The organism is Aminobacter sp. BE322 (assembly GCF_050433525.1).
Lineage (GTDB): Bacteria > Pseudomonadota > Alphaproteobacteria > Rhizobiales > Rhizobiaceae > Aminobacter.
Genome location: NZ_JBNPXB010000001.1, coordinates 666044 through 688909, shown reverse-complemented (window position 1 = coordinate 688909; position 22866 = coordinate 666044). Strand labels below are relative to the sequence as shown.

17 protein-coding genes are annotated in these 22866 nt (G+C 65.9%); 3 read left to right on the top strand and 14 right to left on the bottom strand.

Annotated features, from left to right (window positions below; all coding sequences use genetic code 11):
- Positions 1-379: 379 nt before the first annotated feature.
- Entirely contained in the window at positions 380-1912 is a 1533-nt protein-coding gene (locus J2X50_RS03165; protein WP_429091366.1) for a lipopolysaccharide biosynthesis protein, read from the top strand.
- On the top strand, positions 1909-3378 hold the full coding sequence (locus tag J2X50_RS03160; RefSeq protein ID WP_429091364.1) for a DUF4214 domain-containing protein: 1470 nt from the start codon (positions 1909-1911) through the stop codon (positions 3376-3378). The genes J2X50_RS03165 and J2X50_RS03160 overlap by 4 nt, the downstream gene beginning before the upstream one ends.
- A 327-nt stretch (positions 3379-3705) precedes the next feature.
- Here the strand turns inward: J2X50_RS03160 and J2X50_RS03155 are convergent, their stop codons facing one another.
- From J2X50_RS03155 to J2X50_RS03140, 4 genes are all read right to left on the bottom strand, one after another.
- Entirely contained in the window at positions 3706-3948 is a 243-nt protein-coding gene (locus tag J2X50_RS03155; RefSeq protein WP_429091362.1) for a hypothetical protein, read from the bottom strand.
- A gap of 298 nt (positions 3949-4246) precedes the next feature.
- Positions 4247-4900, bottom strand: a complete 654-nt coding sequence (locus tag J2X50_RS03150) for a PIG-L deacetylase family protein (protein WP_429091360.1) — start codon at positions 4898-4900, stop codon at positions 4247-4249.
- Positions 4897-5712 carry a sugar phosphate nucleotidyltransferase gene (locus tag J2X50_RS03145; protein WP_429091358.1) on the bottom strand — a complete coding sequence of 272 codons (816 nt, stop codon included), beginning with the start codon at positions 5710-5712 and terminating at the stop codon, positions 4897-4899. Before J2X50_RS03145 ends, J2X50_RS03150 begins: the two co-directional genes overlap by 4 nt.
- The gene (locus tag J2X50_RS03140; protein WP_429091357.1) at positions 5709-7010 is read right to left on the bottom strand and encodes a methyltransferase domain-containing protein; all 1302 of its coding nucleotides are present in this window, start codon (positions 7008-7010) and stop codon (positions 5709-5711) included. Before J2X50_RS03140 ends, J2X50_RS03145 begins: the two co-directional genes overlap by 4 nt.
- Before the next feature lie 345 nt (positions 7011-7355).
- On the opposite strand from J2X50_RS03140, the gene rfbC reads away from it, so the two are divergent.
- A complete protein-coding gene (gene rfbC / locus J2X50_RS03135) occupies positions 7356-7892 on the top strand; it encodes a dTDP-4-dehydrorhamnose 3,5-epimerase (protein ID WP_429091355.1) in 537 nt (178 codons plus the stop codon).
- Here rfbC and J2X50_RS03130 read toward each other — a convergent pair.
- The 10 genes from J2X50_RS03130 to J2X50_RS03085 all read right to left on the bottom strand — a co-directional run bounded on the left by J2X50_RS03130 (position 7889) and on the right by J2X50_RS03085 (position 22866).
- The gene (locus J2X50_RS03130) at positions 7889-9217 is read right to left on the bottom strand and encodes a DUF4910 domain-containing protein (protein WP_429091353.1); all 1329 of its coding nucleotides are present in this window, start codon (positions 9215-9217) and stop codon (positions 7889-7891) included. The genes rfbC and J2X50_RS03130 overlap by 4 nt on opposite strands.
- A gap of 8 nt (positions 9218-9225) precedes the next feature.
- Positions 9226-10287: an NAD-dependent epimerase/dehydratase family protein gene (locus J2X50_RS03125; protein ID WP_429091351.1), complete on the bottom strand. Its 1062-nt coding sequence runs from the start codon at positions 10285-10287 to the stop codon at positions 9226-9228.
- 261 nt (positions 10288-10548) lie between these two features.
- On the bottom strand, positions 10549-11301 hold the full coding sequence (locus tag J2X50_RS03120; protein WP_429091349.1) for a LuxR C-terminal-related transcriptional regulator: 753 nt from the start codon (positions 11299-11301) through the stop codon (positions 10549-10551).
- Positions 11302-11628: 327 nt separating this feature from the next.
- Positions 11629-12414 carry a Crp/Fnr family transcriptional regulator gene (locus tag J2X50_RS03115; RefSeq protein WP_429091347.1) on the bottom strand — a complete coding sequence of 262 codons (786 nt, stop codon included), beginning with the start codon at positions 12412-12414 and terminating at the stop codon, positions 11629-11631.
- A 461-nt stretch (positions 12415-12875) separates the two neighbouring features.
- A complete protein-coding gene (locus J2X50_RS03110) occupies positions 12876-13085 on the bottom strand; it encodes a hypothetical protein (protein ID WP_340038133.1) in 210 nt (69 codons plus the stop codon).
- A gap of 358 nt (positions 13086-13443) precedes the next feature.
- Positions 13444-14088 carry an SH3 domain-containing protein gene (locus tag J2X50_RS03105; RefSeq protein ID WP_429091345.1) on the bottom strand — a complete coding sequence of 215 codons (645 nt, stop codon included), beginning with the start codon at positions 14086-14088 and terminating at the stop codon, positions 13444-13446.
- A gap of 168 nt (positions 14089-14256) precedes the next feature.
- Positions 14257-17571, bottom strand: a complete 3315-nt coding sequence (locus J2X50_RS03100; RefSeq protein ID WP_429091343.1) for an Ig-like domain-containing protein — start codon at positions 17569-17571, stop codon at positions 14257-14259.
- Between the two features lie 339 nt (positions 17572-17910).
- The gene (locus J2X50_RS03095) at positions 17911-18729 is read right to left on the bottom strand and encodes an efflux RND transporter periplasmic adaptor subunit (RefSeq protein ID WP_429091342.1); all 819 of its coding nucleotides are present in this window, start codon (positions 18727-18729) and stop codon (positions 17911-17913) included.
- A 2-nt stretch (positions 18730-18731) separates the two neighbouring features.
- Entirely contained in the window at positions 18732-20720 is a 1989-nt protein-coding gene (locus J2X50_RS03090; protein ID WP_429091340.1) for a preprotein translocase subunit SecA, read from the bottom strand.
- Entirely contained in the window at positions 20713-22866 is a 2154-nt protein-coding gene (locus J2X50_RS03085) for a peptidase M50 (protein ID WP_429091339.1), read from the bottom strand. The genes J2X50_RS03090 and J2X50_RS03085 overlap by 8 nt, the downstream gene beginning before the upstream one ends.

Sequence of the window (22866 nt, the reverse complement as noted above, 5' to 3'; positions counted from 1 at the left end):
CACTGCATCGACCGTAGTCAGTACTGGAGCGGCAGCCCGCGGAAATGGGAACATCGAGCGGCCGGCGGGGCGCAAGCGCGCCCGCCGTGCGGCGTCGGAAAGGTCCGGTGTCTGGCCGAAAGGAACAAAGAAGGCATGACCCAACGGGCGGGTTCCCACTCTTTCAGAGCGCCGATCGCCGGCGTCTCCCGCCCCGTGGGACATGACGAGGCCGCTGCCTGCGTCCGGCAGGCGGACGGCCTCATCGACTGGCAAGCCCAACCCCCGCTCGGGACGGGTCTGGGCAAGATCGCGAACCGGTGTCTCAACGAGGACGGGGGATGAAGCCGGTGCTGCCAAGGCCGATGGCAGGCCGGCCAAACGGGGGTCGTGTAGCGACATGAACTTGAATGTCAGGGAATCGGCTGCCAGCCGCGACGACGCGCCGTCGGTGGCCGGCGAATACCACAGCGTCGCAAAGCTGCGGCACTCGAGCATCCGGGGCGGCATCGCCAAGCTGGCCAGCCAACTGGCCAACGTGGCGATCAGGCTGCTGTTCATCGCGATCCTGTCGCGCCTGATCCACCCTGCCGATTTCGGCCTGTTCACCATGGCCGTCGTGCTGGTCGGGTTGTTTCAGGCCATCGCAGGCGGGGGCATCGCCAGCGGCGCTATTCAGAACAAGGAGCTGACCGAGAGCCAGCTCTACTTCCTCTTCGTGTTCACGGTGCTTCTGTCGCTGCTCGTCTCCCTCGGCAGCTACGTGCTTTCGATGTTTGCGGCGCAGTTCTACCACGATCCGCGCATCTCTTCGCTCGTCCTGGCGCTGATACCCTCGTTCGTCCTGACGTCGATCGGTTCGGTCCCGGTCGCGCTGCTGCAGCGCCAGATGCGCTTTGGCGCAGTGGCCACGCTGGACGTCGTCTCGGGCCTGGTCAGCTCCGCTCTTGGCATAGCCCTGGCATTCATGGGCTACGGCTACTGGGCGCTCGTGGCCTCGGCGGTGGCATGGCCGGCGGTCAACAGCATCGGGGCATGGATCGTTTCGGGGTGGGTGCCGCGGCCATCTCGCGATGCGAGCGGCGTCAGGCCGCTGATCCACATGGGGGGGACGGTCGTCGTCAACACGATCGTCGTCTACCTGGCCTACAACCTGGAGAAGATGTTGCTGGGCCGCTACTGGGGCGCGGATGCGCTGGGTCTCTACGGACGGGCGAGCCAGCTGTCGACGCTGCCGCCCACCCAGCTCAGCCAGTCGATCGGACCGGTCGCGTTCGCCGCGCTCTCCAAGCTGCAGGATCAGCCGGACGGGCTCAGAAGGTACTTCTTCGACTTCTTCTACCTCATGAACTGCGCGACCGTGCCCACCTCGTTCCTGTTCCTGTTCTTCGCACCCGAGATCGTCGGGACGATACTTGGGCCGGAATGGGCCGGCGCGAACGAGGCTTTCCGCCTGCTGGCGCCGAGCGTGCTCTTTCTCGGGATGATGAACCCGCCCGGCTGGCTGCTCTTCGCGCTCGGGCTGCAGCGGCGGTCGCTGGCGATCGCGGTCGTCATCGCGATGCTGTGCATCGGCGCCTATCTGATCGGCCTGCCTTACGGGCCGAACGGGGTCTCCGCCGCCTATTCGGCGGTGCTGGCGCTGTGGCTGATCCCGCACCTGATGTGGTGCTTCCACGGCACGCCGATAAGGTTGGGGGACATCCTCCGGGCCGTCGGACCATCCCTGGTCGCCGGATTTGCAAGCGCGGCGACGGCCTTCGCGGCATTGCAGGCATTCGCAACGGGGGCGGGACCGGTCGTCCGCCTGATGCTCGCCTGCGGCCTCATGGGCCCCCTCCATCTCTTCATCCTGCTCGTCGTGCTCGGGCAGCGGCGAAGGTTCGTCGAACTCTACTCGGACATCAGGCTCAACTATGAGGCCGTGACATGAAGGACCATTGGCGAATTCCGGTGCGCGGCCTCGCTTCGGCCGTCCTCTGCTCCCTGTCGATCTGGGCATCGCCGGCGCGCGCGGACCTCATGTGGGGCGTGAACGGGCATCCGTTCACGGCCTATCCGGGGATCGGCATCGAGCGCCAGCTCGACTATCTCCGCGACCTCGGCGTCCGCTCTTACCGCGTCAACGTCACCGGCGCCGACACTGCCGAACGCCTCGCCGAACTGGTCGCCGCTGCCAGGCAGCGCTCGATCGACATCCTGCCCGTCCTCACGCCGGCCGGGCTCGACCTCGACAAATCCGCCCCGGACGAACTCTACGCCGGGGCGCGCAGGCTGGCGCTGGCGCTCGGCACCCGCTTCAAGTCCGACATACGCGTCTGGGAACTCGGCAACGAGATGGAGAATTATGCCATCATCCAGCCTTGCGAGCAGCGCGACGACGGCACCCAATATCCGTGCTCCTGGGGCCCGGCGGGCGGCGTCGAGGCGCTGGAGTATTATGGTCCGCGTTGGGTGAAGGTGAGTGCCGTGCTGAAAGGGCTTTCGGACGGCATGACCGAGGCCGACCCGACCATCCGCAAGGCGATGGGCACCGCCGGCTGGGGCCATACCGGGGCGTTCGAGCGCATGCGGAAGGACGGCATCGCCTGGGACATCACCGTCTGGCACATGTATGGCGAGGATCCCGAATGGGCCTTCGAGAAGCTCGCGCGCTACGACCGGCCGATATGGGTCACCGAATTCAACAATCCCTATGGCAGCCAGCGCAGCGAACAGCAGCAGGCCGAGGGGCTGAAATGGGCGATGTCGCGGCTGCGCCAGATGCAGCGAAAGTACCGGATCGAGGCGGCCCACATCTACGAGCTGATGGACGAGCCCTACTGGACCCCGAGCTTCGAGGCCGTCATGGGGCTGGTGCGGGTGACCGGCAGCGCCGAAAAGGGCTGGTGGCCCGGCGAGCCCAAGCCGGCCTATGCCATGGTCAGGGACCTGATCAGGGGGCCGCGGCCGCCGGCGCTGCCCTCGCGCGACTGCGATCTGAAGGCGATCCGGACGGTCGAGCCGATCGCGCGCCGGCAGGCGAGCTTCGGCTATTGCCTGGTGCTGGGCCGCAGCGACGGCGGCGACGACATGGCGCGCTGGGCCGGCGCGCTCGAGAGCGGCGAGGCGAGCTATTTCGACATGGCGATCGCGCTTCTGCGCTCTGACGAGTTCAGCGCGCGCTACACGCCGTTCAGCATGTCCGACCGCGCCTATGTGGGTTTTCTCTATCGCCTGCTGATGATGCGCGACGGCGACGCCTACGGGGTCGAGAGCTACGCCCGGCAGTTGCGGGCGGGAACCATGGCGCGCGAGGACGTGGCCATCGGCATGATGACGTCGAGCGAGTTCACCTTCAAATTCGCCGTCCAGCTCGGCAGGGACACGAGCGTGACCGGCGCGGTACCGCCGGGCTGAGCAGAGTCGTGCGTTCGAACGAACGCGAAGAGGGCGTCCAGCTCTTTGAATCTGGGGAATCTTTTGCGTTCAGGCACCGCTGCCTGAAGCTGGACGCTTCAGGTTCAGCCAACCGCCAGCGCCCCCGCGTCCGGTCCCGGCAATCGGCCTCTGAGCCCCGCGGGTGCATACTCCGCTGAAGCAGCGGTGTCCGCCAGGCACAGGGCTGCGACCATCAGGATTGCAAAAGGGGCGTCAGCGGGCTCGCGAGCCGCCGCTGACGCCAGCAGCCGGGCCGGATGTCCGTGACGCCAGGCTGGATGCTGCCGCTCCAGGCGGCCTTTGCCCTCACGCCATCGAATAGCGCGGCGTCTCGTGCGTCTCCGTTTCGAAGTGCCCGGCGATCCAGCATGTCGCGTCGTCGAGCGTTTCGAACAACTGGTGACAGCCGGTGAGGCGGCCGTAGCCCGTCTCGAGGAACCATCCCCCCTTGACCGAATAGAGTTCCTCGTCGACCTGCGTCAGCACGGCCACCAACTGGTTCGACCGCATCACCAGCAGGCCCTGTTCCCCGCCGTCGACTGTGCCCAAGCGAATGTCCAATAAGGAAAAATCACGCAAGTCGCTGCCACATGGCAGCATCGAAGTGTCCATCAGAGCAGCCCTCAATCCGCAAAACAGCTACTGCAATCACTTCACGCCCGTCCCGCATTGCAGACAGGTATATACATCCCACAACTTGCTCTGCATTTGTTAGCCGAAAGTGGCCACTACTTCAAGTGGTGAGCCACGTTCCAGGCACGAGTTCCTGTGGAAATCCCGGGTTTATCCCGTCAAACGGCCGGCCGAGAATTCGCAATTTTCCGTGATGCCGAACGCTGCTTCGTCTTCAAAGAAGGCGCAGCTTTCGGGCAAGGAACGCTTCGGCATGCTGTTCGGGCGCACGGCACTCCATGCCCCGCAACCGTGCCAGTCCCTGAAAAGTCCCCCTGTCGAACCAGTCCTTCGAGCGCTGCGTGCCGAAATGCTCGCGCAGCAAGTCCAGCTTCCTTTCCATCGTCTCGCTTGTTAACGGCACAAACACGTTTGGCCGGCCCAGGTCGCCGTCCCATTTGGGAATCTCGTATTCCAGGATCAGGTGGTCGCGGAACAGGTTCCAGGTGAGCTGGTTGACGACCCGATGGTCCTGGTGGGCGTCCGCCCGCGTGTGGGTCAGCACGAGATCGGGCGCCGCCCGGCCGCGCAGCTCGATCAGCCACTGCTTGATGGCCCGGAGCTGCTCCGGAAAATAGCTGTCCTCGAAGTCGGCGACCGCGATGCGCGCCTGCTCGGCACCGGCGAGGAAGGCCTGCGCGGAGGCCCTTGCCTCGGCGGCGCGCGCACCGGCCGCGCTCAGCACGCACCAGTCGACGCTGAGCCGGACACCCTGGGCGATCAGGCTAAGGATCGTGCCGCCGGCGCCGATCTCGATGTCGTCGGAATGCGCGCCCAGGCACAGCAGCGAAAGATGCTCGCCCTCCCGCGCCAGGCCCAGGCTCCTCATGAAGCGGCCTTGATGACGTTGCGCCTGGCGCGTTCGGCTCGCACGGCTGCATTCCACGGCATCTCGCCGTTCTCGACCATGTCCTCGAGCGACTGCCAGTCGCGCAGGGTGTCCATCGAGCGCCAGAAGCCCTCGTGCTTGTAGGCCATCAGCTTGTTGTCGGCGATCAGCCGCGCGAAGGGCTCGATCACCAGCTCCTCGCCGTCGTTCATGTAGTCGAAGATCTCCGGCCGGAAGATGAAGTAGCCGCCGTTGATCCAGATATCCGACGTGTCGGTGCCGCGCAGCGCACGGACCCGCCCGGTCTCGTCGATGTCGGCGAGGTGGTAGGTGAGGGGCGCGCGCACGGCCAGGAAGCAGCCATACATGCCGCTGGCCTCGAACCTGGCGAGCATGTCGTTGAGGTCGACGTCGGTGAGCCCGTCGGCATAGTTGGCCAGGAACATCTTCTCGTCCTTGACCTGGTTTCTCGCCGCCCACAGGCGCTCGCCGATGTTGCGCCAGATGCCGGTGTCGAGCAGCGTGACTCGCCAGTCCTTGACGCCTTCGTTGAGCAGCTGGATGTCCTTGCCGCCGCCCGAGACGACGCAGTCGGCGAAGGTCTGGGGCCGCGTGTTGAGGAAGAAATCCTTGATGACGTTGGCCTTGTAGCCGAGGCAGAGCACGAAGTCGTCGTGCCCGTAGTCGCTGTACCACTGCATCACGTGCCGCATGATCGGCTGAGGCCCGAGCGGGATCATCGGCTTGGGGATGCTTTCGGAATATTCGCGAATGCGGGTTCCGCGCCCGCCGCAGAAAAGCACGACCTTCATGTTGAACGCTCCGCCGGATCGATGATGGTGACGTAGGGGATGGGCACGACGAACTTCGCGCCCCACGCCGCGACGTGGGACATCTGCCGGATGATCTCGTCCTTGAGGTTCCACGGCAGGACCAGGATGTAGTCGGGCTTGGCGTCGTCGATGGCGGTGACGGGCCGGATCGGGATGTGCATGCCAGGGGTGAAACGGCCATGCTTGTAGGGGTTGCGGTCGACGGTGAAGTCGAGGAAGTCGGTGCCGATGCCGCAATAGTTGAGCAAGGTGTTGCCCTTGCCCGGCGCGCCGTAGCCGCAGATCCTCCTGCCTTCGTTCTTGGCCGAGATCAGGAAGGCCAGCAGGTCGCGCTTGGCCATGCAGGCCTTGTGGTCGAACGAGGCGTAGGTGGACATGTTGGTCAGCCCGTGGCGGCGCTCGCGGGCGACGATCTCGCCGACGCGCACCGAGACGGGGCGCCGAGCCTCCTCGTGGGTGAGATAGACGCGCAGCGATCCGCCGTGCGTCGGAAGCTCCTCGACGTCGACGAGGCGCAGGCCATGGCGCTGCGCCATCATGTCGATCGTCACCAGCGAGAAGTACGAGAAATGCTCGTGATAGATGGTGTCGAACTGGTTCTCGGCGATCAGCCGCTCGACATGCGGGAACTCGAGCGTGATCGTGCCTTCCGGCTTCAGCAGGAGCTTCATGCCGGCGACGAAGTCGTTGAGGTCGGGCACCTGGGCGAGCACGTTGTTGCCGATGATGAGATCGGCGGCAATGCCTTCCTCGACCAGCTGCAGCGCCAGCCGCTCGCCGAAGAAGTCGACGCGGGTCGGGATGCCCTTGTCGATCGCCGCGCGGGCGACGTTGGCGGCCGGCTCGATGCCGAGCACGGGAACGCCGAGCGGCCGGAAGTGCTGGAGCAGGTAGCCGTCGTTGCTGGCAAGCTCGACCGCGAGGCTGTCCTGGCCGAGGCCGAGCCGCTGGGTGATCGCCTCGCAGTAAAGCTTCGCATGCGCCACCCAGGTGGTCGAGAAGGACGAGAAATAGGCGTATTCGCTGAAGATCGCCTCGCGGCTCACATATTCCTTGAGCTGGACGAGATAACAGGTGTCGCAGACCAGCACTTTCAGCGGGAAATACTGCTCCATCTGGTCGACATCTTCGGCGCGCAGGAAGCTCTCGCAGGGCGGCGACATGCCGAGATCGACGAAGAGGTGGTTGAGGCGCGCGCCGCACAGGCGGCAGGCGGGCGCGAGATAGGGGTTGGCGACAGCAGAGTCCCTGCCGGCCTCGAGCCTGTGTACGTTCATGCTCTGCTCCAGTCCCCCGAGGTCGGCGCGTGGGTGGGTTCACGCCTGGCCGGCAATTCCTGGGCTTTCGATTGTGCCGGATGCGAGGATAGAGGCGGCGCCCCGCGGGTTCGATCTGCCCTTACGATCCGGGGCGTCATCCGATAGGGCGGTCGAGCCTTAGGCCGTGGAGCCAAAAGGCGGTGTCGGTGGTAGGCGAGACGGCGGCTCATCCCAAACGGGTATGCGGACCGTTCCGGCCTGCCTCCATCGGTTGAGGCGGGCTACCGCTTTGAACACCCTTCCGCGCTGGCCGGCGCGAGCCAAGAATCCTGGTTCGGGGACGTTCAGGGAGCGGGTGGAGCCGTGCGCTTCGTCGAGACCGAATTGAGCGGTGCGTGGCTCGTCGAGCCGGAGCCCGTCGCCGATGCGCGCGGCAGTTTCATGCGCACCTTCTGCGAGAACGAGTTCGCCGACCGCGGCCTCGAAACCCGCTTCGTCCAGCACAGCCAGTCGCATTCGATCCTGCGGGGCACGCTGCGCGGCATGCATTTCCAGCTCCCGCCGCATGGCGAGGTGAAGCTCGTCTCCTGCATCAGCGGCGCCATCTACGACGTCATCGTCGATCTGCGCCCGGCGTCGCCCACGCTGTACCAGTGGGTGGGGGTGGAACTGACGCCCGAGAACCGGCGCCAGATCTATGTACCCGAAGGGTTTGCCCACGGCTTCCAGACGCTCACCGACGATGCGGTGGTGTCCTACATGATCTCGCGGTTCTATGCGCCCATGGCCTCGGTCGGGGTGCGCTACGACGATCCGGTGCTCGCCATATACTGGCCGCTGCGGCCGACGGCGATGTCGGACAGGGACCGCGGCTGGCCGCTGCTTGATGGGAGCACCTAGGGCTTTGCGGGATCGGCGGCGTCCTTCACCAGGCCGTGGGTGCGCAACAGTTCGGCCGCCGCGGCGAGTTCGCCGAAGGCGAGGCCCGAGCGCTCGGCCATGGCGAGCAGCGAGTTTTCGCCGTCGGCGAGGTTGAGCACCCACAACAGCCCCATCGCGCTCAGGCCCGTCGCCTTGTCGCCGCCGAGCGCCGCATAGAGGCCACGGCGGCCGAGCTGCGGCTCGCCCTGGGGGCACAGGCTGAGCGGTGTCCAGTCGCCCTCGACGATTTCGATCGCCTCCATGACGATGCGGTGCGACCCCGCCAGGTGCTCCGGCCGGATGAAATCGAGGTCGTCGGCGGAGGTGTGGTACTGCGGAAAGGTGCCGAAGGCGCTGCGCTGAAACAGCCCGACCGGCAGGTTGAAGCCCGGCGAGCAGAACTGCCGCTCGTCGTAGCCATAGGGCGAGAAGTCGACGAGCTTCGCGCCGTCATGACCTCGCCCAAGCACGTGAGCCATCGCCCGGTCGATGAAGGCGTTGCCGCGGCGGCTGCGCTTGTAGGTCGGCCCGCCGCCATCGCCGACGCAGGACACGACCAGCCCGTGGTCGATGCGTGCTGCCGCGTCCTCGTTGCGCGACAGCCAGGCCAGCGCGCCGATCGTGCCGGGCGCGAACAGGAAGCGGTAGCTGTAGCGCGTCCGGCGCCCGCGCAGGCCGGCTGCGATCGTGGCCAGCAGCGCCAGGCCCGAGCAGTTGTCGTTGGCGAGCGAGGGATGGCAGATATGGGCGGATAGCAGGAATTCGCGGTCGGTCGCGCCGCGGTGGAGGTATTCGCCATAGCTCAGGTGGCCCGGCTTCAGCTCGGCGTCGATCTCCACCCGGTAGTCGCCCTCGGGCAGTGCGCCCAGGCTGTCGTGGGCCATGCAGAAACCCCAGTTCTCGACGTAGTAGGACGTCCGGTAGGGGATGAGGCCGGGCTGGTCCGGCAAGGTGTGGACGTGGCGCTTGAGCTCGTCCAGCGGCACCACGCCGCTGAAGGGGATGGAATAGTTCAGCACGTGCAGGTTGTTGTCGGCGAAGTCGAGCACCGTGCGGCCGGCGCTGTCCGTGATCGTGGCGCCGCGGATGTTCCATTCCTTGGGGATGGTCCAGTCGAAGGCGGCGGTGCCGGTGGCCACCTCGTGGCGGTCGAGGGGGATGGTCTCGGACAGGATGCCCAGCGTTTCGCGCACCCCGTTTCCGGTGATGCTGCGGCAAATCGGATAGAGCCTTGCGGCGAGCGCGTAGATCCGGGCGCCGATGTCCTCGGACGATTCTGGGGCGATGGATCCGTGGTGCTCCATGGCCCGTGTCAGCCGGCCATGGACCTCAGCGGCTCGGCCTCGGGCAGGAGCCGCATCCTGGCGTCGATGATGCCGCTCGCCATCAGGTGCCTGATGTGGCCGATGCGCTGGAAGCGCGGCCCCTCGAACTCGTCAAGCGTCAGCCCCGAGCCGGTATAGGCGGCAAAGAGCTGCTCGGCGCCGGCGCGGGCGTCCCATTTCGGCTGGAAGGCGGGCAGCCGGTCCGCGATCTTGTCGAAGCTGACGCGGTAGGAGCGGCTGTCGGGACCGGCGTCGGCGGCGAAATCCAGCTGGCAGCCGGGAACCACCTGGGCGACGATCTCGGCGATGTCGCGGATGCGGTAGTTGTGGGCCGTCTGGCCGACGTTGAAGGCCTGGTTATGGACGGCCTCGCGCGGCGCCTCCAGGCCGGCGATGAAGGCGCGGGAAATGTCCTCGATGTGCACGATCGGCCGCCACGGGCTGCCGTCCGACTTGAGCAGGATGACGCCTTGGGTGACCGCCCAGGCGACGAGGTTGTTGAGCACGATGTCGAAGCGCAGCCGCGGCGACAGCCCGTAGGCCGTGGCCGGACGGAAGTAGACCGGCTCGAAGCCGGCGTCGGCGAGCGGGGCGATGTCGCGCTCCGACATCACCTTCGACCAGCCATAGGGCGTGACCGGCTTCAATTCGCCGGTCTCGTCGATGATGTCGGCGCCGGCCTGGCCGTAGTTGCTGCAGGACGAGGCGTAGAGGAAGCGGCGGACGCCGGCGGCCTTGGCGGCGCGCGCCAGCCGCACGCTCGCCCGGTGGTTGATCTCGTAGGTCAGGTCGGGATCGAGATTGCCCAGCGGGTCGTTGGAAAGTGCGGCGAGATGGATCACCGCGTCGAAACCTTCGAGGTCCCGAGGCTCGGCGTCGCGGATGTCCTTGCGGATCCAGGGCACGGAAGGGGGGCTGCCGCCGGCATCGAAGGTGCAGCGCTGGTAGAGGTCGCTGTCGTAGCCGCTGACCTGGTGGCCGGCCGCGAGCAGCATCGGCGTCATGACCGAGCCGATGTAGCCCAGGTGCCCCGTGACGAGAACTTTCATCGCGTCCCCCATGTGCCGGCGCCGCCCCGGGGGCGGCTGCCATGTTCGGTGCCTGCGGCGCGGTGCCACGACACTCCGGGGGAAGTGTACATTTTCAGCCGCCGGCGATGCGTCGGCAATAAGACGGCCGTTCATCGTCCAATGGGGGTAGGGCTGGCCGCCGGCCATCGAATGGTCGGGCGCTGCACGGTTTTCGACGTGCAGAAGGCCGCTCGCAGCGATGCGGGCGGCCTTGGCTTGCGGTCTTGGCCGGGCGAAGCGTCAGACGTCGCCGGGGAAGAGATCGTTCAGCTTGTAGGCGACCTCGGTCCGGTTGGTGGCCTTGAGCTTCTTCATGATGTTGCGGATATGGACCTTCACCGTGCTCTCGCGCAGCTTCAGTTCATAGGCGATGATCTTGTTGGCCTTGCCCCGGCGCAGCGCCTGGACGACCTCGACCTGGCGCGACGTGAACATGCCGGCCAGCGGGCGAATCTCATGGCTGCTCGAGTCGATGAGATGACGCATGGCAAGCAGGCTGCTGGCGGGAACGAAAATGCCGCCGGCGATCGCAAGGTTGATCGCCTCGACGCAGACGTCCACCCCGACGGTCGTCGGAATGTAGCCGCGCGCGCCGCACTCCAGCGCCTTCATGATCTGCTTGAGCTCGTCGGTGTCGGCAAGGATGACGACCGGGACCGTCTTGAACTCGGCGGCAAGCCGCGAGATCTCGTTGGCCACGTTGGGATCCGCGGCCTTGCGGCCGCCGAGGTTGAGCAATATCGCCGACAGTGACGGATGCAGTTCCTTCTGCCTACGCCATTCGTCGATTGACCCAAGAGCCGTAACCTCCATGCCAAGGTCGTGATAGATCAAGGCCTTCGCCAGGCATTCGCGATCCAATGCTCTACTGTCGATTATGAGAAGACGTTCGTGGGGGCGGCGGTCGATCCCGCTGCCCGATACCACCAGTTCTACGCCGCTCCTCGTAAGCGCCGTGGATGAATTGCCGCTATGTCCTGTGTTGGTCTCCATTGGCCATACGCCCTTTCCGCACACAGATCGCCCCTTCAGCGATCAGCACACCCCATGAACAACTACCAAGTGCCGGCTTTCATCCCCCTGATACGACGCACATACATCCGCATTCCCGCAGAGGCGCCGCCTTGCTTCCTCTCCACGATGTCTCCTGGTCCCAATCAAGAGAACAACGAGCCACGATAACTCAGTTTATTCTTTTTTCATTAACATATGTTAACCAATATAGACGATACGATACATCGTATCATCTTATCGGGTGGTGGCTTTGTGGTGATCGTTCTTTGCGGGGACGTACAGCGTCCGGCCTAAGGTGGCATCAGCCTAAGGTATAACGCTGCGAACGCTGCTAGGAACATGCCCGGAGGCGAGCAACTTTTGTGGAGCCTGCGGCCAGCTATACTGCAGGTAGCCTTTGTCGAAGCCTGCAAGCTTTACGAGTTTCTGCCGGTTGAGGAACTCTACAGAGCCGGATCGAAACGAAACCATGTCCCGCTCGCGCAGCTCCCGGAGCGTTCTGTTGACGTGAATCTGCGTGAGCCCGAGGACATCGGCGAGATCGTGCTGCGTCAGCGGGCAGTCATAGCCCGACTGGGTGCCGTAGGCTCCGCCCGCGGCCAGCCGCTCTCCCAGCTCCAGCAGGAAATGGGCCGTGCGTTCGAGGGCGCTGCGGCGGCAGACGCTGGTCAGCCGCTCGGCCGCGATCTGATGCTGGCGGGCGACCATGCGCGAAAACAGGGCGCCCAGCGTCGCGTTGCGGTCGAGGGCCTTGGCGAACGCATGTCCGGGGATTTCGAAGATCGTCGCCGCGGTGACCGCTAAGAGGGAATTGACGCTGCCTCCATCGGTGGAGGGCAGGTCAAGCACATCCCCCTTGAGGGGAGTGTCGATTATCTGGCGGTTGCCGTTCGGCAGGTGGCGGCAGACGGAGGTCCAGCCCGACTGGACGATGAATATCCGGCTGTTGGTGTCGCCCTGGCGGCCCACAACCGTGTTTGTCGCATAGGTCCTTGCGGTGGAGTCGAGGAAATCGACGTCGGCACCGGCATGGCCGAGGGCAATACCTGTCGGCAGGGACTGAAAGAATTGAAGCAGCGTTTGCTCGGCCATCACTTCTACTGGATCTATCCGCAGTGAAGGGCGCTCGTCTCAGCCGCCGACCTTCATCGCGACTACGTCCCCATAGATCACAATACGCTCGGTGTTCGATCGACATCTGCCACGGCGAGCCGTCCCGGAAAGACGGAACGCCGAGGCCTCATCTGATATCATGTGCCCGAGGATGTCCATGGGGGTTATTGCCCGTAGGCATCTACGCCCATTGCACAATTTGACCTACGGGCCATGCAGGTCGGAAACTCGGGGTGCCTGCGTGACAAGCGCCAGCACATCACGCGGCCTGTCCGTGTCACCGAGCGCGACAGGATAGGGGAGCCGCGGACCCCCCGACCCCCACCGCCCAGCGGCTCTCCTATCGCGGCGCCTCGAATGCGCAGCCCCGGCGCCGCCGCTGACATTCCGAAACGTTGCGAAGCGCGTCCGCCGCGGCGACGAGCATGCGGGCGCGGCCGTCAGGCCGTCCCTATCGTCCGCATGTGGCGCAGGTCCGACGCATGGCTGTCGACATTGCCGTTGAACGCAGCGATCAGCCTGCGCGCCGCGATGCTGGCGATATGCGTGTGTGGAAGGCTGGCCTCCACCCTGCGCGCGGATTCGTAGACCTCGATGAGTATGGCGCGTTGCCTCGGCCCTAGGACGTCATGATCGACCAGGTCGCACATGGAACCCTCCTCTTCGCAGGAGCAAGTCGGCCTCCGCCAGGCAGGACGCCCCTGAAGAAGCAACCTTAGCAGGTTGCGGCTAAATTTGTAAGCAACGAGGAAGTGTGGCCCGGATCATTCGACATTTCAGGGTCGTCTCAATTCGAAGGATGCACACGACATTGTAGGTAGCCTCGGGAAAGATCGTCGTCCGATCGACGTCCTGGTGTCGTGTCGGCCGAGATGGCGACCCCCAACCCGAAGCGTATCAACCTCGCGCTCTTTCCGTCCCCATGACCCAAGACGAGTTGGTCGCCGCGCCGGGGCCACGGACCGACGTGGCCCCCGACTGCGCGCCTTGCCTAGGATCGCCTGCCGGTCATTCTGGGCGCAGGAAGCGGCCGTTGACCCAGCCTTCCTGGCCGCGATAGCGCACCTTGCACCAGTTCTGGCCGTCGAGGCAGCCGAGGTTGCGCAGCCCGCCCGCATCGAACGGGATCTCGCCGACGACGAAGCCGCGCGGCGACGGCGTCTCGCGCATGTTGAGCACGTCGTCGGGGCTGACGCCGACAACGCGCCAGGAGCGCGGTCCGGGCAGCGGCTCAGGACCGGGGCCGGGCTCGCCGCGCCCGAAGACGCTGACGCCGAGCGCGAAGGGAGCGGCACCGTTGCGGCGGGCTTCGGCGCGCATCAGGTAGATCTGGATCGTGTAGAGGCCCGAGGCGGACAGGCGCCCGTCCCATTGCGTCTGTTCGCGGGCGATGGCGCGGCCGCGCGGGTCGACGACGTTGAAATAGAGGAAGCGGTTGCGCGACCTGAGGTCGAGGCTCATGCGCTGGCCGGCCCGCGCCTCGAGCCGGTAGGAGGCGCTGATGCGGCCGAAGACGATGCCGCGCACCGTCGTCTGCGTTGCGCCGGGGCGCATGCGCAGCGTCTCGACGCGCTCCTGGGTTGCCGCGACCTGCGGCAGGGCCGGTGCAAAAGCCAGCATGAAGGCCAGAAAAAGACCTGTACGTCGCATCATCTTGGATCCCTCGAACGATAATCTGGCCCGATACTAGAGTATGTTGCCGAAAGCCGGGAGCCTGCTTTTGGGAAAGCCATGTTCCAAGAGGCAGAGCCCTAGCCAGTTCAATCGCGGGAGCTTCAGGGAAGCCCGCCGCGGCCTGCTCGGCCGCGACAGGCGTCGCCGTCAGAAGTTCTTGCCGACCTTGAGGCCAAGCCCGTGGCTCTGGCCGACGCCGCCGACGGCGGTGCGGTAGTCGAAACGCGCGGTCCAGTCGTTGCCGAGGGCTGCGTCCAGTGATGCTCCCAATGTCGCGTAGTCGCTGCCCTTGCTGTCGGTGCCGAAGACGTAGGGCAGGCCAACGGTGTCGGCATAGCCAAGGCTTACCTGGCTCGCCCCTTCGAAATCATGGACATATTCGATGCGGGCGCCCGGCTTCAAAACGCCCCAGTCGGTGGTGATCGCGTATTCGACGCGAAGTCCGGCGATGCCCGAAAGCGTGTCGACGGTCTGGCTGCCGTATTTCAGCAGATAGTCGCCGCTGCCGCTTTCGGTGAACCCCGAGAGCCACGACCTGGAAAAATCCAGCCTGCCATAGGGCGAGATCAGCCAGGCATCGTCACGCTTTTCATAGCTTGCGGTGATCGAGCCGAAAATCTGTCCGCCGCTGCGGTTGCCCGTGGCGAAGGTGCCGCCAGTCGCCTCATAGCGCGTGCTGGAGAAGTCGAGCCAACTGCCGCCGACGAGCCCGTCGAGATATGCCGACTTGAACGGCGAATAGCTTGCATAGACGGCACCGCTGTAGGCGTGCGCCCGGCTTTCGGTGCCGTTTGAGCCGATGTCGGTTGCGTCCCGGCCGTATCCGATGCCGAAACCCGCCACCAGCGACTGGGAGAAGCGGTAGTCGATGCCGCCGCTGACGCCGGCGGTGGTGTAGTCCAGGTTCAGCTTGCCGTCGTCGCGCTCGCCGAAATTGACGAAGCCGCCGGTCCACACGGCCAGCTTGCCGAGGTCGACCTCGACCGGCGGCTGCGCCGGCTGGCGGGTACTCTTGTCTTCGGCGTAGTTGTGCATGGCAAAGCCGCCGCCGGCCGCGCCCTCGGGAGCCTTGCCCAGCAGGTCCTCGAACCGCCGGTCCTCGTCGCTCTTGCCGTCGTTGCCGGAATAGCCAAGCCGCACCGCCATGCTGTTGCGGCGGCGCTCGCCTTCGTCGTGCAACTGCTCGAGCCGCGAATTGAAGTTCTGCGTCTGGCTGTCGGCGAAGCGCCTGGCGCTGTCGACTTGGGCGGTCAGAAGGCCGGCGACTTCGGCGTCCTTGGACGGATCGGGACGTCCGGTGACATCGAAGTAGATCATGGCCGGTGCGGACGCGGCAGAGGCATTTCTCAGCGTAAAGACGACGGTCGCCTCGCCTTCGAAGGTAATCGCCGCGTCGAAGGTGAGTTCGGTGCCGGTGATGGCCGCGGTGCCCGCGGCCGCCGGCGAAAACGAAACCAGTGCTGCCGCGGCAAACGGGCCACCCGTGGCTCCATCGCTCAGGTCGACCGTCACTTGTTTTCCTGCATCGACGCTGATGCGCCGCGAGACGGCAACCGGCGCCGGGGCGCCTACGGTGATCGAATATGCCTGCTTGGCCGTGAAGCCCAGGGTGTCCATCACCTTGATGGTGAAATTGAAGGCGCCCGTGGCGGTTGGCGTGCCCGATACGTTACCTGCAGGGCTTAGTGCCAACCCGTGGGGCAGTGCGTCTTCGCTGATGGCGAAGGTGTAGGGTGCCGTGCCTCCTTCGGCGCTCACCGCCTGCGAATAGGCAACGCCAAGAGTTGGGTTGGGAAGCGTTGCCGGCGCCAGGGAGATGGTCGGAGGGTTGGTCGCATAACTGTTGGACACGGCGCTGCTGCCCAAATTGCCCGCGACATCCGACACGGCCGAGGCGGCAAGCGTGATTGTGTTGTTCGGCGATGACCCGCCGGTCGCAGTGAGCGTGAAGGTCCAGACTATATTGTCGGACGTCGACAGTGCCGACGTGGTGCCGCCGGTCAGGCTCAGGTCAGTAAGGTCAAGACCGGTTACCGCCTCGGAAAAGGTGATCGTCACCGGTGACGTTTCCCCGTCTCTCAAGCTGGTGACTTCCACGTCGATCGTCGCGGTCGGCCCCGCGGTATCGATCGCGTAGTTGTTCGAATCGACGGTTCCGCTGCCGGTGTTGCCGGACGCGTTTTGCACGCCGGTCATGTCGAGCGAGATCAAGTTGCTGGCGTCGGACACGTTTGCCGAAGGGGTGAATGTCGCCGTCCAGGATACGCCGCCGTCCGAGGACGATACAGCCGAAAGTGCCCCGTTGCTGACTGTCAAATCGGCGTTGTTGAAGCCGGTCACCGCCTCCGAGAAGGTGATCGTCACCAGCGATGTCTCATCCGTTTTCAGCGCAGTGTTCACAACGACGACCGTTGCCGTCGGCTGCACCGTGTCGATGGTGAAATTGGCCGAATTGGTCATGCCAGTGCCAGCATTGCCGGCCACATCCGTCACGCCCGCATTGTTCAGCGTAAGCAGATTGGTCGCGTCGCTCACGCCTGCGTTGGGGTTGAACGTCGCCGTCCAGGTGATGCCGCCGTCCGACGAGGACACGGCCGACAGAGTCCCGTTCGGGACGGTGAGGTCGGCGTTGTCGAAGCCGGTCACCGCTTCCGAAAAGGTGATCGTCAGCAGCGACGTGTCGCCGGCGGCGAGGCTGGGGTCGGCCATGACGAGTGTTGCGGCAGGTCGCAGCGAGTCGATTGCGAAATTGTTGGAATAGGTTGTGCCGCTGCCAGGATTGCCGATCGTGTCCTCTACCAGGGTATTGTTCAGCGACATCACAACGGATGTTTCGGTGACGCCCGCTTCCGGGGTGAACATCGCTGTCCATGTCATGTTGTTGACCTGGACCAGATTCGACAGGGTGCCATATGCGACGTTCATTTCGGCAAGTAAAAGACCGGTCACTTCCTCGGAAAACGTGAACGTCACCTGCGCAGTCCGGCCGATGCCGATCTTGTCAGGGGCAACGGTGATCGTTGCTGTCGGCGGCACGGTGTCGATCTCATAATTGTTGGAATTGACGGTGCCGCTGCCGGCCTCGCCGCCTCCGTTTGCCACCCCTGTCACGTTCAGGGTGATCAGATTGGCAGAGTCGGTGATGCCCGCCGAAGGTGCGAATGTCGCCGTCCAGGTGATGCCGCCGTCCGAAGAGGAGACGGCCGTCAGGGCGCCGTTCGATACAATGAGGTCGGCGTTGTCAAAGCCGGTTACCTGCTCCGAAAAAGTGATCGTAACCAGCGAGGTGTCGCCAATCTTGAGCTCGATGTTTGAGACAACGACCGTTGCCGTGGGAGGTGCACTGAGGGCCATCGACGGCCAGAGCAGGGCCATGCAGAGTATCAGCATCATCCCTAGTCGCGCGCTGACCCACGCAATCGCCGCCGTTGCGCCTGCACGTCGCGTCGTCTGATGCTGCATCTGTCGCCCCCGCAAACCGCACTGTCGCACCTGTAGTCGGCGCGCCTGCGGTTCCATCCCCGATCCGATGACCTTCCGGCAAGAGCGGCGATTCATCTGCTTGGACAGAGATATTGGCTTTCGGGTCAGGTCAACAGAAGAATATGTTCATGGTCTCGCAAATAGATGGTCCAGATCGACCTTTACATCTTCTTGTGGAATATTGATTTACTAAAATATTCCATAGGCTGCACCGGCGGCAAAACTCAACCGCCGCTGATCGCGGTGAGCACGAAAACCTCGATGCCCGGCCGCAGCTTTGTCTTCAGCGTCGCGCGTTCGCCGTCGACGGCGCATGGATCATTGCCCGGCAGCTGTCGGCTCGAAGCTCACCTTGCAGCGCTGTCCGGCGGGTATCGCTCCGCCGGGGTTGGGCAGCGCCAGGCGGATGCCGAAGGTGCCGCTGGCGGCATCGAAGATGCGGTCGACCACGGTCACCTCGGCATCGATGCGCGTCTCGGCGGGCTGCTCGAGCGATACCGTACCACGTGTGCCCTTGGCGATTTTCCCCCACAGCGCGGTCGGGACATAAGCCTCGACATGCAGCGGATCGGTCTGGGCGATGGTCAGCACGGCACTGTCCTGGCGGACGAACTCGTCGGCCCGCAGGTTCTGTTCGACGACCACGCCATCGAGCGGGCTCCTGATGCTCTGGCGGGCGAGCAGCGCCTGCTGGCGTTCGAGCTCGATCGCCGCGAACCTCAGCCGCAGTTCCTCGGTGTCGAGGTCGCGCCTGGCGATCGCCACGATCGCTTCCAGTTCCTCGAGCTTGGACTGGGTGACGGCACCGGAATTCACCAGCTTCAGCGAGCGGTCGAGATTGGCCTGGGCCAGGTCGAGGCGGGTGCGCTGCGACTCCAGCGACGCGCGGGCGTTGGCCTGGGCCATGGCGAGCGCGACATTGGCCTCCTCGACGGTGGAATCGAGCCGGGCCAGCTCGTCGCCGCGCTTGACCTCGTCGCCGCGCCCCACCTTGACGAGCGCCAGCAGGCCGGTCACCGGGCTGCCCACCTGCACGCGCTGGGCCGGCTCGGCGACGCAGTCGAAGGTTTGCACTTCGGCCTGCGCCGGAAAGGCAGCGAGCGTGGCGGCGAAGAGGGCGAGGAAGGCAGGCTTCATGATCACTCCGGTCGGCCCGTGAAGGCCAGGGTGCGGGTCTGGTTTTCGTCCGATTTGAGCAGGTCCCGGCGCATGCCGGCATGGACGCGCTCGGCGCGGCGCTGGGCATGGCGCAGCAGCAGGCGGGCCGCCGTCTCGCCGAGCAGGGGTTCGGTCAGCCGGCAGCAACGCTTGAACAGTCCCGCGGCGGCGAACTCCATCAGCGGGTCGTCGAGCGACAGGATCGCCTGGAAGCAGCCCTTCTGACCCTGGCGGCCGCTGCGTCCGGCCAACTGGTCGTCGATACGGCGCGCCTCGTGGCGCTCGACCATGATGACGTGCAGGCCGCCAAGCGCCTCGATGTCGTCGGCGATGTGGATGTCGGTGCCGCGTCCGGCCATGTTGGTGACGACGGTGATGCGGCCGCGCTCGCCGGCAAGGGCCACGATCGCCGCCTCGGCGCTGTCCTGGGCGGCGTTCAGCACCTGGTGCGGCAGGCCGGCTTCCGCCAGGCGCTCGCTGGCGGCCACCGACGAGGCGACGGACCGGCAGCCCAGCAAGAGCGGCACGCCGCGCGCGTTGAGTTCCTTCACCCGCTCGATGACGGCGCGCCACTTCTGCTCGTCGGTAGCCAGCACCCGGTCCGTCAGGTTGACGCGCTGGCGCGGCCGGTGGGTCGGGACCGCGACCACCGGCAGGCGGTAGACCTGCCAGAACTCGCGCGCCACCTGGCGGCCGGTGCCGGTCATGCCCGAAAGGTGGGCATAGCGGCGGAAGAAGCGCTGGTAGGTCATGCGTGCGATGGTGGTGCGCCGCGCCGAGGGCGCGCAGCCCTCCTTGACCTCGATGATCTGGTGCTGGCCGTCGCTCCAGGCGCGGTCGGGCATGACGCGGCCGGTGTGTTCGTCGATGATCTGCACCTTGCCGTCGCGCACCAGATATTGCTCGCCGCGATGGAACAGGTGCAGCGCCGACAGGGCCTGGCGGGCCAGTTCCTCGCGCACGACCACGCCGCGCCACTCCTTGCCGCGCTCGTCGGCGAAGGCGGCGATGCGCTCGCGCCCCTCCGGCGTCAGGACGATGCGCTTCTGCGCCGATATCAGCACGTAGTCCCGGCCGGTCTCCAGCGAACGGGCAAGGCCTAGCGCTTCCTCGGCCGTGGCGGCGGAGATTTCGCCCTTGGCCTCGCCGGAGATGACCAGCGGCGTGCGCGCCTCGTCGACCAGCACGCTGTCGGCCTCGTCGACGATGGCGAAATGCAGGCCGCGCAGGCGCAGCTGATCGGTGCGCGGCCGCTTGCCCTGCAGCGCCTCCATCTTGAGCCTGAGGTTGCCGCCGTTCTGGCCGAGCACGATGCGGTCGCGCAAATAGTCGAAGGCGAGCTCCTTGTTGGTGCAATAGGTGATGTCGCAGGCATAGGCCGCGCGGCGCTGCTCGACCGACTGGCCGGCGACGACGACGCCGACGCTGAGGCCGAGCCAGTCGTAGATCGGCTTGGTGAGCTCGGCGTCGCGGCCGGCGAGATAGTCGTTGACGGTGACCACGTGCACCGGCAGGCCGGCAAGCGCCGCGGTCGCGGCACCCAGCGCGGCGGTCAGCGTCTTGCCTTCGCCGGTCGCCATCTCGGCCAGATAACCGCGCAGAAGCGCATAGGCGCCGATCATCTGAACGCCATAGTGCCGGCGGCCGCTGAGCCTGCCCGAGATTTCGCGGATGACGGCGAAGCTCTCCGCGACGACGCCCTCGGGAAAGCCCGGTTGGCGCTTGAGCGCCACTGAGGCCTTACGGCCGCGGACGCGCAACTCCTCGTCGGAGAGGGCGCGCATCTCGGCATCGCGTGCCTCGACCTTGGCGATGATGCCGGCCAGCTGCCGCGCGCGGCGCTTGCTGCCGGCGCCCTTGACGTAGGCTATGGCCTTTGCCGCATGATCGTCGAGCGTCGACTTCTTCTTGTCCGGGCGCTCGGCATAGAGGATCGGCCGCGGCGGCCTCAAGGTCGCTGCGTCATACATTGAACTGGCTCAGGAGGGTCTGGCGCAGGCCGCGCAGCCAGCGCCAGGCGACGGGTTCGCTGCCATGGTCGAAGCGCACGTGCACGCGGCTGCCGAGCAGGAGCTGGCGCTGCGGCTCGTCCGGTGCAAGGTCGAAGACGAATAGCGCTTCGAGCGCCCTGGGGCGATTGTCGGGGCCGCCGCTGCTGCGGACGGCGATCGTGCCGCCGCCTTCAGTGGACAGCGCCAGGCTCGGCAGGTCGAGCTGGGCCGCCGGCACCTCGCGGCTGATGCGCGCCGGCACGACATGGGCGGGATCGCTGGCATAGCGAATGTCGACCCTGGTCGTCCTGCCGCGCACCAGGTCGACCTCGCTCTGCGGGACGATGACGCGGAGCGCGGGCGTGGCGGAGGAGACGACGTAGCCGACGAGGTCGCCCTGGTTGATGTAGCGGCCGGGCAGGTTGGCGGCGTTGGGCAGGACGAAGCGGCCGCCGTCGCGTGCGCGGATCACAAGCGCATCGCGGCGGCGGACGCCGGAGGCGATGATACCCTCGACGTTGCGCAACTGCTGGAGCAGCATGTCGCCGGCCGTCCGGTCGGTGAACTGCACGGCGTCGTAGCGCAGCCTGAGCTCGGCCGCCTGCGCCTCCAGCAGCTTTACCCGGCCGTCGATCGACGGGTCGTTGAGGCGGATCAGCGGATCGCCTGCCGCAACGGTCGCGTCGGGCCTTGCAAGGATCTCGACGACGATGCCGCCGGTCTCGGCGCGGACCTGGGCGCGGTCGGGGATCCAGACCACGCCTTGGGCGATGGTGCCGTAGGGCAGGGGCACCAGCAGCAACAGCGCCAGTGCTGCGCCCGTGAGCCCACCGGTAAGCGCTATGGCGCGACCACGCCGGCCGTCGAGCCGTGGCGAGGTCAACAGGAACTTGGCGCCCTTGAACAGCGGCTGGACGAAGGTGTTGAACAGCGTCAGCAACGCCAGAAGCACGCCGATGAAGAACAGCTTGGATGCGACCAGCAGCGCGATCGTCAGGCTGAGCACCACCCGGTAGAGAAAGGCGAGCACGGCATAGCCGAACAGCCACTTGCGCTCGCCGCGCGCCGTCGCCGGATCGTCGACCTGCTCGACGCCGAGCAGATAGCGCTGGACCAGGTACCAGAAATACTTGTTGGAACGGTTGCCGAGATTGGGGATCTCGACCAGGTCGGCGAGGATGTAATAGGCGTCGAAGCGCAGCAGCGGGTTGCCGTTGAAGAAGATGGTCGAGACGCCGCCGATCAGCATGACGTTGAAGGCGATGGCGCGGGCAAGGCCCGGCTCGGCATTGACCCAGAAGATCATGGCGATTGCGGCAAGCGCGAACTCGACCATGATGCCGGCGCCGCTGACCAGCATGCGTCGCCATTTCTCGCGGAAGGCGGTCGAGGCGGTGGCGTCGACGTAGGGCGCGGGCATCAGCACGAGCAGCATGACGCCGACCTCATGCACCACCCCGCCGAAGGCCTTGGTGGCATAGGCGTGGCCGGCCTCGTGGATCGTCTTCACGAGCGGGTAGATGAGCACGATCATGGCGATGTTGGAGGCGCTGAGCAGCCGGTCGGTGCCGTCCGCGGTCAGTTCGGGCCAATGCATGACGGCGAGCACGATGGCTGTGGCGACGAGGGCCAGCCAGGCAATGAAGCCGTAGACGGTGAACAGCGGTCGTACCAGCGGCATGGTCGCATCGAGGAAGCCGTTGGGATCGAACAGCGGCAGCTTAAGCGACATCGGGTTGCGCAGCTTGCTGATCACCTCGCTGCGCGCCTGTTTCGCCGAGCGCTCGCCGAGTTCCTGGAAGTCGGGCGGCATGGCGCCCTGCAGCAGGTCGGAGCCGTGCAGCTGGGCGAGGAGCTGGATTGCCTCGTCCTGGGTCGGCGGATCGTCGCCGGCGCGGCGGCCGACCATGTCCCAGATCTCGCCCAGCGTGCGCTTGCCGTCCATCAGCGCAACGAACAGGTTGGACGAAGGGGACAGGCGGTGGAAGCGCCCGGTCTGGTGGTCCTGCAGCACGTACCAGACCTCGCCGCGGAAGCGCTGGCGGTGGATCTGGGCGTGGCTGCGTAGCCGCAGCCTCAGGTCGGCGACGCGGTACCAGGACGGACTGAACAGCGACTTCGCCAT